Origin of the sequence: Streptomyces sp. NPDC088817, from assembly GCF_044750345.1 — a bacterium.
In the GTDB taxonomy this organism is placed as follows: domain Bacteria; phylum Actinomycetota; class Actinomycetes; order Streptomycetales; family Streptomycetaceae; genus Streptomyces.
On the sequence record NZ_JBIVJN010000034.1, the window covers coordinates 16,791 to 28,327 of the forward strand.

An 11,537-nucleotide genomic window follows, 5' to 3' on the forward strand; every position below is an offset into this window, starting at 1 on the left:
CGCCGCCGGGCCGCCAGGGAAGAGGAACGGCGCCGTGCAGAGCGCATGGCCGCGGAGCGGGAGGCGCGGCGGCCGGCGTGCAAGGACTGCGGGCAGAAGTTCACCGACGCCAGGTGGGAGGCGATCGGCTACACCCGCGGCTGGGCGAGCGCGAGTCGCACCCGCACCTGTGCGAGGACTGCCAGGACCGGGCCGTCGCAGCCGAGCAGCAGGCCGAAGCCGCCGAACGCGAGCGCCAGGAGCAGGAGCGCCTGCGCCAGGAGGCAGAGGAACAGGCCGCCGCACAGAAAGCCGGCGGCTGGTTCTTCCGCTTCCGCACCTGACCCGGGCAAGCCGCGGCCACCGACGACGCGGGCAAGCCCAAGGCGTCCCTGGGCAAGCCCGCGTTGTCGGTGGCGGCTGCAACGCTGATCAGCTGAACGGCGATGAGCAGCTGCTGAACGGCCGGGTCTACGGCGCGGAGCACGACGCCCCCCACCCCGGCCCGCTCCCACAGCCCGTCGGCGGCGCACCCGTCCTCAGTGCGTCCAGCCACGGGGAGGGGGCGGGCGGGTGGCTTGCCGACAAGAATCCCCGCTTCCTCGCCGACACCACGGGCGATGGCAGGCTGGACATCGTCGGCTTCCACGACGGCGGCGTCCGGGTGTCGCACAATCGAAGGCGTACGCGGCGTACGGGCCGGGTCTTGTCGTCGCCACCGGTCGTCTGGTCCCTTCCTGCCGCGGTTGGCTGTCCGGCCTGTGGGTCATGGGGTGAAGTCCACCAGGAGGCGGGCCGGGCCGTGGACGACCCTGTGCGTGTGGGTGGGGACCTCGTCTGGGCCGGTGGCCAGGCGCAGGTCCGGGAAGCGGGACAGCATCGTGGCCAGGACGGTGCGCACCTCGATGCGGGCGAGTTGGTCGCCGACGCAGTGGTGGGGGCCGTGGCCGAAGCTGAGGTGCCTGGCGGCGTCGGGGCGTTGGACGTCGAAGTGGTCGGGGTCGGTGAAGCGGACAGGATCGCGGTTTGCGGCGGGCAGGTGGAGGACGACTCGCTCGCCCGCCGCGATGCTCTGCCCGGCGATGGTCAGGGGTTCGCGGGCGACCCGCAGGAGTCCGAACTGGAGGACCGTCGCGTACCGCAGTGTCTCCTCGACCACCCCGTCGACGAGCTCGGGCCGCTGGCGCACCGTGTCCCAGAGCCGGGGCGGGCGCAGCAGGAGGAGGACGGCGAGGCCGATCACGTTGGCGGTGGTCTCGTGGCCGGCGATGAGGACGAGCTGAGCAAGGGCGGCGATCTCGTCGTCGCTCAGCGTCGCGTCGGCGCTCTGCGCCTGGAGGAGGCCGGAGAGCAGGTCGTCGTCCGGCTCCGCACGTCTGATACCGATCAGGCGCAGCAGGTAGGACTTCATCTCCGCCTTGGCCGCCAAGAGCTGGTCGCGAGTGCGGTCGAGGGAGAGAAGCTCGCCGGTCAGGCGCTGGTATAGATCGCGGTCGGTGAAGGGCACGCCCAGGAGCTCGCTGATCACCAGCGACGGTACGGGCAGGGCGACGGTCTGCATCAGGTCCGCCGGTCGGGGTGCGACGGCCAGGGCGTCGAGATGCTGGTCGACGATGGTCTGGATCCGCCCGGCGAGCAGGTTCATCCGGCGGCTGGTGAACTGGCCGCTGATCAGGCGGCGCAGCCGGGTGTGCTCCGGCGGGTCGCTGGTGAGCAGGTCAGAGGGGCGCAGCGCGGCCATCTCGGCGGGGGTGATGAGGCTGGCTCGGACGTGGGAGTTCAGATGGGGACGCCGGGAGCTGAGCCTGGGGTCGGCGAGGGCGGCGCGGACGTCGTCGTACCGGGTGACCAGCCAGCCCGGCGGGCAGTCGGGGAACGCCAGCGGTGCCACGGGCAGCTCCGCGCGAAGGCACCGGAACTCGGCGGGCGGATCCACCGGGGAGGTGCGGTCGACGGGCAGGGGCCGCGGCGCCCGGTCGGGCATCAGGGGCTGCGGCCCGTCGGCGGTCCTCGCCTCCGTCTGGCGACCGCTCACCGTGCCTCGTCGCTGCCGCTGCTGGTCAGCGCCAGCAGGACCCAGATGTCGGTGAAGACCGGCGCGTCGAACAGCAGGGGGCGGGGTCCGACCTGGTCCGGCAGCGCCGTGAACATCCCGTCGGGTCCCTGCCGGGACAGCAGATGGGCCAGGCCCGCCCTGACGACGGAGTCCTCCTGCGGGCGCTGGCCCATGGCGGCCAGGGCGAGCAGCGAGTAGCAGGTGCTGGCGGTGTCACTGGCGTCGCCCGGCCGGTAGCCCCAGCCGCCGTCCTCGTTCTGCGCCTGCGCGAGGAACCGGTGTGAGGCGGCGCTCGCGTCGGCGATACGCGCCTTGAGAGCGGTGCGGGTCGGCTCGGGCATCGAGTGCAGCGCCCACATCGCCCGCCAGATCGTGTTCGCCTCGCTCAGGCTCCAGCTGCGCTCGAACGTGCCGTCTGCGTGCTGGGCGTCCAGCAGCCAGCGCGCCGCGCCGTCCAGCAGGTCACCGTGGCCGGAGCCGTTCCATGCCAGTGCGCTGACCGCGCCGCCGGTCATGCCCACCTCGGACGGGTCGCCCTTCACGTAGGTCGGGAACCCGCCGTCCGGCCCGACGATGTCCCGGAAGTACCCGCCGGCGCGCTCCAGGGCGTCCCGGTGGCGCTCCGGGTCGACGGCGGCCAGGCATGCGGCGGCGTAGGAGCTGGCGTCCACGTCGCTGTGCCGCATGTTCTCGCCGAAAGCCCACCCGCCGTCCGGCATCTGCCTGCCGATCAGGTAGTCGCACATGCGGTGCAGCAGCGCGCGGTCCGCTCCGGCCCGGGCCAGGGCCAGACCTGCGGGTCCGGTGCTGAACACGTCCAGGTTCGACATGCTCGGCACACCGCCGTCCGGGTTTCGGGACGCCAGCACGCCTTCCACACCGGTCTCGACCAGATGGTGGGCGGGCGCGAACCGCTGGACGGCCAGGAGGGCGAGCAGGTGCGCGGCGGTGTAGTTCTCCCACACCGGGGCCCGGCTGGAGCCCAGCAGCTCCAGCAGACGCTCCCGTTCCAGATCGGAGATCTCCTCGGCTCGGCCCAAGCCGTCCGCGACGAGGATCCGCACACTCAGCATGATCATTTCGATCCAGGTGACGGAGTTGTCCCCCTCCCCACCCCCCGGACGGGCCGGGCGGAGCATCGACGAATCGAAGGAGACCGCACCCACCACGGCGAGGTGGACGTCGAACAGCAGCCGCTTGCGGGCGATGGAGAAGTGGTCGAAGCCAGCCAGCAACTCGCCCCCGACCACGTCATCATCAACCTGGCGGCCGTGCAGGACCGCCCGGGCCAGCGCCGTGTCGAACCCCGTGGCCTGCGCCTGCCCGGTGGCCAGATACATGCCGAGCTCCCGCACCTGTTGCGGGTGGATACCGCGCTCGCGCAGCAGGACGAGCAGCAGCGCCGACTCCAGCGTCCGGCTGGCGCACGGCCGCCGCACCGCACCGTCGAAGCCGACGGCGGCGCTCAAGGCCGCGACCACCCGCTCCCTGGCAGCCATCCCCCCGCCGGCGACCTGCTCCCGACCGACCAGCCCATCCAGGCCGATTTCGTCCGTCGTCAACGTCCTGCTCCTGTCTGCCTGTCACGACGGAACCCTTTCGCTTCGCGTCGCGGGACTTGGCTCATTCCCAAGATGTCCCGAGCGTCACGCCCCAGGAAGAGCAGAAGAGACAAACTCACCCATCTGTGTGGCGCTTGAGACACCTGCCCGTCACCCGGCCGCGCGCATCGTTGGGCACAGGTGCACCTCTGCTCCCGTCCGCCGAGCACACCAGGAGGAAGTCGATGACCGCCCAGACCGAGGTAGCCGGCGGGCGGTCCGCCCCCGGCCCACTCACTTTCCTGGCGTGGACCAATATCACCCTCGGCACCAGCGCGGCAGCCTCGACCTGGGTCACCAGCCTCGCCCTGCACCGGCCCGGCGACCCGCTGATCGCGGCCTTCGCCTTCCTCTTCATCACGGGCTCGTACACCCGTGACCGCCTGGATCCCGCCGACACCGACAGCAGCCCGCGGGCCGCCTGGATCGCCCGGCACCGCCGCCATCTGACCTGGTGGACGATCGCCTGTGCGGCAGCCCTCCTGCCCGTGACGGTCCTGCGCCCGCGGTGCGCCGCAGTCGTGGTTCTCGTGGGCACCATGGCCTGGCTGTACACGGCCCGCTTGATCCCGTGGCGCGGACGGCGGCTGGCGGTCCGGCAGCTTCCCGGCGTGAAACTTCCCTACACCATGGCCGGGTGGCTCGCGATCGCGGTGCTCCTGCCGGCTGTCCAACAGCACCTCCTGTTGGACGCGCGCACGTGGTACCTCGCCGTGGCGGGCGTGCTCATCGGCGGTGTGACCGCCCTCTTCAACGACCTCCGTGACCTCCACACGGATGCCCTCGCCGGCACCAGCAGTCTCCCGGTGCTGCTCGGTGAACGCCGGACCCGCGTCGCCGCCTACGGCATGGCTGCCTGCGGAGCGGCAGTCGGGCAGCTTGTTCTGCCCCTCCCCACTGTGCTGTGGGCCGCCTACAACAGCACCCTTCTGGCCTCCTACCGCCCTCGGCCGGGTGGATACCCCCGACCCTGGGGCGACGCCCAGGGCCTGGTCGTCCTGGCAGCGGTCCTGCTGACCCGGTGAGACAACGGTCACCCAACCTGCCGGGAGACTGGGCCATATGAGGGTATTGAGCCAGCCGTGCGTGGGGCCGCGTACATGCAGGCACGGGGGCGGTGCAGGAAGACCACGAATCAACAGTGCGTCCCTCAGGAGGATTTTCGTGCACCGCACGCTCGCAGCTCGCGCCTTCCTTGCCGCCGTGGTCGCCATCCCGCTCGGCGCCGCCACCGCTGCCGTAGCCGTAGCCGTAGACACCATCACCATCGAACAGTGAAGCTGCGCCATCTTGAAGTAGCTGGTCAGGGTGCTGGTGTGACGCCGGTTCGGGGTGCTCGTGCTGGTCGTGGGCGGCAGTCTGGGGTGTAGATCGTCGGGCAGGGGTGGGTTTGCGGATGCCCGTCCGTCGTCGCGGGTGCCGCTCCTACGCTCCGGCGCATGATGGATCCCGAAGTGCTGGAGCGGATCGCCGCGCGGCGTGCGGAGCTGGACGGGCTCGAAGAACAGCTGGTCAAGCAGCTGTCGGAGGTACGGGCTGAGCGGGATGAGCTCGCCGTGGCCGAGCGGGTGTAGCAGCGGATGAGTGAGCAGCTCGCCGACGAGCGCACGGAGGCCGGGTCGCCTGTCGAGAACGGTCGTGTCGCTGGGTAGACCGTTCGAGGAGGGTGAACTCATCGGCAAAACCGCCCTGCCAGACGATCTACACCCCAGACTGCCGCCCGCGACCAGTACGAGCAGCCCGAGACGGAGTCACACCAACCCTGCTGACCAGCCACTTCAAGATGGCGCAGCCTCAGTGCACATCTCTGCACTTTCCCCGCCCGGGCCGCGGTGCGCGGGGCTCCTTGCCGTTATCCCAGTGACGACAGCGCCCACGCAGAGTCGTCCTCGTTGGAACCGAGCCGGATCAGGGCGCCGGACGGCATTGCCGCACCGCGCGAGCGTGTCGACGAAGGCATCCGCGAGCGCGTTGACCCGCTCGCGTCCAGCACCCTGGTCGTCGTCGCAGACACCGGCGTCGAGCCACAGAGGGTCGCGGTGTCCCGTGACCTTCAGCATGATCTTGAACGTCTCGTGGTGGTAGTGCGGATCGCTCACGGTGACGCCCAGGACGGTGTCGCCGCGCACCAGGTCGTCCCCGACACGTACCCACACATCACGTTTGGCCACTGCTCCCCACTTTCCCCGCCCAGACGCATCAGCAGCCTGAACGTAGCCGTCGCGCACCTGCCTCTGGCTGAGCCGGAGAGCCAGCCGGCCGAGGCGTCATCGCCTGTCGTCCCCGTTCTGACCCCTCTCTGACAGTCTCGGCTGAGACATCCGGTATGCCGGGTTAGTCTGTATGGGCGAGACAGGAGCAACCCCCGGCATGGCCAGCACCACCAACCCCGAGCAGGACCCGGCACCGCGTCCGAAGCGGCGGACGTTCTCCGCTGAGTACAAGCTGCGGATCGTCGCCGAGTACGACGCAAGCCGGTCCGGCGGCGGCCGTCGCCTGGCGACGGCGGCGCGCAAACCTTCTTTCGCGGCCCCGATCTCCATGGGGTCTTCAACGACAAGGCCCCCTTGGTCACTGGCGTGGCACGGCGCGCGGTGCTCCCATACATCGAGGAGTTCCACAGCCGTGATCCCTTCTGTGACGTGATGCGACAACGTGTGGGGGGCAAGGGTGGCGACCCCGATTTCCCTCGATCACCTTCCCCAGTAAGTGCTCAGGCGCCGCCGTCGCTATCTCAACACGTTTCTCTTCCGTCACGGCATCTATGACAAATTGGTCATCCCGCTGGCCGGTGAAGAGGATGGAGCTTTCAACGCCAGGGACGGTGCTCTGGCGCTGCGGATTGCGAGGCACCTCAGCGCACAGACGCGTTTCCATGTGGCGGTGCACCGGGTCGGCGTGGCGCACGTCCAACTGTCGCCGCGCCAACGTGAAGTCGGTGAACTTGCTGCCGCCGGGTACACCAATTCCGAGATCGCGATCCGACTCCGTATCACTGTGGACACCGTCAAGAAACATCTTTCGCAGCTCCTGAAGACCATCGAGTGCCGCAATCGCACCGAACTGGCTGCCGCATGGAACCGTAGGGATGCACCGCGCGGGCAGCACGGCAGCGGCGTGCGCGCGCGTTCGTGATCTGGCCAGCACCTCCCCGAACGGACCCGGCGGCCGTGCGTTGACCGAGCGGCGGGTGGGGCCGACCCGGTCGCTGGGTGCTCCTGGCCAGCTTGGGCGAACAGCCGGTAGAGCGCGGCCCGCGACGGCAACGCGCGGCTCTGCGCCTTCGGTAATGCCAGCCGCTCGTCTCCGCCTCGGACAGTCGCGGCAGATCGAACGCGACGAAGTGGGCCGGCCACTCCTCCGCCGCACAGGCCGCCCCGGCACTTCGCGGCTTCCGCGCCGCCGTCGCCAGGGCTGTGCTCCGCTGGGTCGCGAGCCGCCTGGCCGGCGGTGCGGTGGCGTGGCCCGCTGAAGTGCGGTGGGCGGGCTGCCCCGCTTCAGGGATCTCCAGGGAACTTCTGGTGGATGCCTGACGCCTCGGCCGTGCGGTTCTGGCCGGGCAGCCGGGTCGCAATGCCGTCGATCAGAAAGGCCAGACTCAGCGCGAACTGTTCGTCCATGTCCGCCCCCGACGGAGAGGTCATCCACGCGGTCAGCGCCGGATGGCGTCCACCCGCCGCCGCCAGCTCGCGGGCCGCCATGATCGCCTCCGCCAGATGCTCCGGGGTGCGCAGCCCATGGCGCCGCCGCATGGCCAGTTCCTCGGCCTCCTGCTGCGCGCTGCCGAAGATGTGCCGGTCGAGGAGTGCCACGTATGTCATGGCGTCGCCGATCGTGGCGCCCTGCCGGACGAGGACCTGCAACAGGAACTCGGTGCGGCGCATCATGTGCGGGCCCAGCGGCGGGCGTGTGGGGGCGAGCTGTGCGTACCAGAGATGGCGTTTGACCATGTCCCAGCTGTCGATGGCCACTTGGCGCAGATCGGCGCGCCAGTCATCGCTGGGCTCCCGCGACAGCGGGATCTCCCCGGTGACGTGGTCGAGCATGAGGTCGACGAGGCCGTCCTTGCTCAGCACATAGCGGTAGAGCGCCATCGGTGTGTAGGAGCCGAGCCGCCGGGCGACCGCGGCCATGGTGAGGGCGTTCGCCCCGCCCTCGTCCGCGACCGCGACGGCGGCGCGCACGATGTCGTCCCGCTCCAGGGGGCTCTGCCGCCGCCGGGGCATGGGCTGGGTCCAGATCAAGGGCGGCGGCGAGCTGTCCGGGTTTTCCTTCACGCCTTCGAGTATATAGACTCAAGCTAAAGTATATGACATATACGTAAGGCTGCGTAGAACGCATGAGGGAGACCGTGAGCGTGGACACGAGTGAGGGCATGGGCAGGTCCGCCGGTGCGGCCGGGATCCGGCTGGGCGTCGTGCGGGGAATCAGTTATGGCATGTTCGGAGCGCCGGACAGCTTCGTGCCCGAGATCCGCAAGCTCGGTGGCGGGCTTGTGCGCGTGTACGTGTACTGGGGCCAGGTCGAGCCGGAACCGGACCGCTTCGACTGGACGGTCGTCGACGCGGTCCTCGGCCAGCTCGATCCCGCCGCCGAGACCTGGGTGACCGTCTGCTCCAGCTCCCCGTGGGCCACCCGGCATTCGACGGACTTCCTGCCGTCGTCACCGGCCAAGGACCTGGAGCGATACGAGCGGTTCGTGAGGGAAGTGGTGAGCCGCTGCCGGGGGCGCGTCGACTACTGGCAGTGCAACAACGAGCCCAGTAATACTGGCCTGCTCTGGGCGGGCACCGCCCCGGAGTACGTCGACCAGCTGACCGTCTTCCACCGCGTGGTCCGTGCCTTTGATCCGGGGGCCGCGGTGGTGCTCGGCGGCTGCGGGTACGACGTCCTCTCGAGCCCTCCCGACAGTCCGGCGCGCCAGTTCTTCGACCATCTCGTCGAGCACGGGCGGGACGCCTTCGACCTTTTCTCGGTCCACCTCTACGGCGATCCCCACGCGATTCCGGACCAGGTGGCGGCGGTACGCGCGATGATGCGCCGCCATGGTTACGAACGGCCCGTGGTGGCGGGCGAGTACAACGGGCCCACTCTCTTCGAATTCCCCGAGGCGCAGGGGGAGTTCGAGCAGACGATGATGGCGGCCTTCACCGGTGCCGGTGCCTGTTCGGGTTTCGCTAGCGAGGCGGGCGCGGGCACCGGTGGCATTGCCGCGGCTGCCGATGAGGAGGCCGTCGAGCCGCCCGATCGCAGGGCGATGCGTGCCCTCTACGCCCGGATGCCGGATCTTCCGCCCCAGCTCCAGATGTTCCTGGAGGGCTGCCCACCGGAACTGGCGGCAAAGCGGGACCGTATCAACCAGCGTCAGATCGTCACCCGCAACGTCCTCGCCTTCGCCTCGGGGCTCACCAGAACGGCGTGCTGGAACCTCGCGCCGGAGATCCCGGACTACAGCGACCGGTTCAACCTCATGGGATTCCTCTTCGGCAAACTGGCGCTCATGGACTACGAGGGCCGGCAGTTGACCTGCCGCCGCCCGGCTGCGGACACCTTCGCCCTGCTCGCTGAACGCCTCCACGGCGCCACGGCCATCCGCCGCCTCGACCACGACCACGACGGGCGGCCGTTGTTCGCCTTCGAGGTGGTACGCGACGGACGCGAGCCTCTGCACGTCCTCTGGGCCGACGGTGACGCCTTCACCGGCGAGGACCAGCCCCCGACCCCCGTCGACTGGCCCTGGCCCCACCCCACCGCCCAGGCGGTCGACGCCTTCGGCACCCACCAGCCGACCGAACACGACGGAGTCACCGTGCACTTGACCCTCTCGGTCACCCCCCTGTTCCTCTCCACCGACCGGCAAAGCTGACCGGAGGCCCGGCATGCAGTACACCCGTCTGGGAACATCCGGACTGACCGTGTCCCGGCTCGGCCTCGGCATGATGAGCTACGGCGATGTCTCGCGCCGCGCCTGGCACCTCACCGCCGACCAGGCCAGACCGATCGTCCGGCACGCCGTCGCATTCGGCGTGACCCTCTTCGACACGGCCGACATGTATGACCGCGGCGCCAGCGAGGAGGTCACCGGACGTCTGCTTGCCGAATGCTTCGACGACCGCGACGACTATGTCCTGGCGACCAAGGTCTACTACCCGATGAGCGAGAAGCCAGGCGACCGGGGGCTGTCACGGAAGCACATCCTCGCCTCGGTCGACGCGTCACTCCGGCGCCTCGGCACCGACCACATCGACCTGTACCAGATCCACCGGTGGGACTACGACACACCGATCGAGGAGACGATGGCCGCGCTCGACGCCGTCGTTCGCGCCGGGAAGGTGCGCTACATCGGCGCGTCGAGCATGTACGCCTGGCAGTTCGCCAAGGCCCAGCACACCGCCGCACTCGCCGGAAGCACCCGCTTCGTCTCCATGCAGAACCACTACAACCTGGTCTACCGCGAGGAGGAACGGGAGATGATACCGCTCTGCCTCGACCAGGGCGTGGGCATCCTGCCGTACAGCCCGCTGGCCCGTGGGCTGCTCGCCGGCGGACGGGCGCGTGCCGGGAGGCGCAGCACCACGCGCAGCGGCACGGACCCGCTCGCCGCCCAGCTCTACACCGACGACGACTTCGACCTCGCCGACACCCTCCGCACAGTCGCCGGCGAACTCGGCTTGCCCCCGGCCCAGGTGGCGATCGCCTGGCTGCTCGGCAAACCCGGCGTCAGCGCGCCCCTGGTCGGCGCAACCAAGCTCGCGCATCTCCACGACGCCGTCGCCGCGGTCGACGTCACCCTCACCGAGGAGAACGTCAAACGACTGGAGACCGAGTACCGTCCGCACCCGGTCGTCGGACCCGCTGAGCCCGAGTCGTCCTGACCCAGCCCGGTGGCCCTCAGGGCCAGCAGAGGATCAAGGTGCTGCTTCGCTTGATTGAAGTACGACCCACGGCCAGCCGCGAGACCCTCGCTCCTGCTTGAGGCGTTTGGTTATGGCGATCTGCTGCCGTACCGGTCGAGGGTGAGGACGAGCCACGTCTCCAGGATACGGAGACGGGACAGGTCAGGCGGAAGAGCGTTCACATGTTCGATTCTATGGTTGGGGTGGAAGACCGCAATCCCGCCAGCCTGGTGTCCTGTGCCATCGAAGGTTGATCTTTGCCATCGAAGCTTGATGATCAGTAGGTTCGTGCCATCGAAGTTTGATCGGCACCTAGTACTGATGGTCGGGGGTCGCGGTGGGGCAGCTCGCGGATGCGTACGGGCATCCGGACCTCGGAGCGTTTGACCTGGGGTTCTTAGAAGCCGTATCTCAACCGATCATGGAACGTGTGGGTCGAACAGGTTTCCCGCCGGGGTGATCTTCCCGGTGTACGCGCATGAAGACAGGGCCTCTCGGTAGCTCGGGGATGCGAATCTGACCGAGCAGCGCCGGGAGGCCCTGGTGTCGTTGTTGTACGCGTCCGAACCCGTTCAGTTCAACTCGGCCGCTCCATCGTGTGATTGCCTCGCGCATGTGTACGGCAACGCGGCCGACCGTCCGGACCGGGAACGCCGGTATCCCTCCGACATGACGGACGCGGAATGGGAGGCTGTCCGGCCTTTGCTGCCGGTGCCAGCCTGGCTGAAGGGCCGGGGCGGCCGGCCCGAGGGCTACTGCCACCGCCAGCTGCTGGACGCGATCCGCTACCTGGTCGCGGGCGGGATCTCCTGGTGTGAGGTCTCATTGATGTTGCTGTGACCGTCTGTCGTTGACCTGCGGTACCGCACATACATCGCGACGGGTTCTAGTAGTACTTCGTTAGGTTGGCTGGCGTGGGTGGTGTTCTGGCGGAGCTGAAGCGGGGATGCTGCGGTGGCAGGTGGGGCATGTGCCGGTCCATGCGCGTATGAGGTCCTGGAGCGT

General features: G+C 69.3%; 10 protein-coding genes and 1 pseudogene. 7 read left to right on the forward strand and 4 right to left on the reverse strand.

The genetic code is table 11. The features are described 5' to 3' along the window. The first annotated feature begins 113 nt into the window (after window positions 1-113). Window positions 114-323, forward strand: coding sequence for a hypothetical protein (locus tag ACIP4X_RS35085; RefSeq protein ID WP_358738029.1), 210 nt, complete (start codon window positions 114-116; stop codon window positions 321-323). 422 nt (window positions 324-745) lie between these two features. Here the strand turns inward: ACIP4X_RS35085 and ACIP4X_RS35090 are convergent, their stop codons facing one another. Further along, entirely contained in the window at window positions 746-2,014 is a 1,269-nt protein-coding gene (locus ACIP4X_RS35090; RefSeq protein WP_358738028.1) for a cytochrome P450, read from the reverse strand. Beyond that, entirely contained in the window at window positions 2,011-3,597 is a 1,587-nt protein-coding gene (locus ACIP4X_RS35095; protein WP_401352387.1) for a prenyltransferase/squalene oxidase repeat-containing protein, read from the reverse strand. Before ACIP4X_RS35095 ends, ACIP4X_RS35090 begins: the two co-directional genes overlap by 4 nt. 224 nt (window positions 3,598-3,821) lie before the next feature. On the opposite strand from ACIP4X_RS35095, the gene ACIP4X_RS35100 reads away from it, so the two are divergent. Together ACIP4X_RS35100 and ACIP4X_RS35105 are read left to right on the forward strand one after the other, a co-directional pair. Further along, window positions 3,822-4,661: a hypothetical protein gene (locus ACIP4X_RS35100; protein ID WP_401352390.1), complete on the forward strand. Its 840-nt coding sequence runs from the start codon at window positions 3,822-3,824 to the stop codon at window positions 4,659-4,661. 414 nt (window positions 4,662-5,075) lie between these two features. Then, complete coding sequence (locus ACIP4X_RS35105) at window positions 5,076-5,210, forward strand: hypothetical protein (RefSeq protein WP_358738023.1); 135 nt, start codon at window positions 5,076-5,078, stop codon at window positions 5,208-5,210. A 204-nt stretch (window positions 5,211-5,414) separates the two neighbouring features. On the opposite strand, the gene ACIP4X_RS35110 is transcribed toward ACIP4X_RS35105, so the two are convergent. After that, window positions 5,415-5,807, reverse strand: coding sequence for a hypothetical protein (locus ACIP4X_RS35110; RefSeq protein ID WP_391460319.1), 393 nt, complete (start codon window positions 5,805-5,807; stop codon window positions 5,415-5,417). 538 nt (window positions 5,808-6,345) lie between these two features. Here ACIP4X_RS35110 and ACIP4X_RS35115 point away from each other — a divergent pair. After that, on the forward strand, window positions 6,346-6,771 hold the full coding sequence (locus ACIP4X_RS35115; RefSeq protein WP_401352393.1) for a response regulator transcription factor: 426 nt from the start codon (window positions 6,346-6,348) through the stop codon (window positions 6,769-6,771). Window positions 6,772-7,133: 362 nt separating this feature from the next. On the opposite strand, the gene ACIP4X_RS35120 is transcribed toward ACIP4X_RS35115, so the two are convergent. Then, entirely contained in the window at window positions 7,134-7,913 is a 780-nt protein-coding gene (locus ACIP4X_RS35120; protein WP_358738017.1) for a TetR/AcrR family transcriptional regulator, read from the reverse strand. Window positions 7,914-7,993: 80 nt separating this feature from the next. Between ACIP4X_RS35120 and ACIP4X_RS35125 the strand changes: the two genes are divergently transcribed. The 3 genes and pseudogenes from ACIP4X_RS35125 to ACIP4X_RS35135 form a co-directional block, all read left to right on the forward strand. Next, window positions 7,994-9,502, forward strand: a complete 1,509-nt coding sequence (locus ACIP4X_RS35125) for a hypothetical protein (RefSeq protein WP_401352396.1) — start codon at window positions 7,994-7,996, stop codon at window positions 9,500-9,502. A 13-nt stretch (window positions 9,503-9,515) separates the two neighbouring features. Beyond that, entirely contained in the window at window positions 9,516-10,511 is a 996-nt protein-coding gene (locus ACIP4X_RS35130) for an aldo/keto reductase (protein ID WP_391460313.1), read from the forward strand. 636 nt (window positions 10,512-11,147) lie between these two features. Beyond that, a pseudogene (locus ACIP4X_RS35135) lies at window positions 11,148-11,345 on the forward strand (transposase); the annotation flags it as partial. Window positions 11,346-11,537 lie beyond the last annotated feature (192 nt).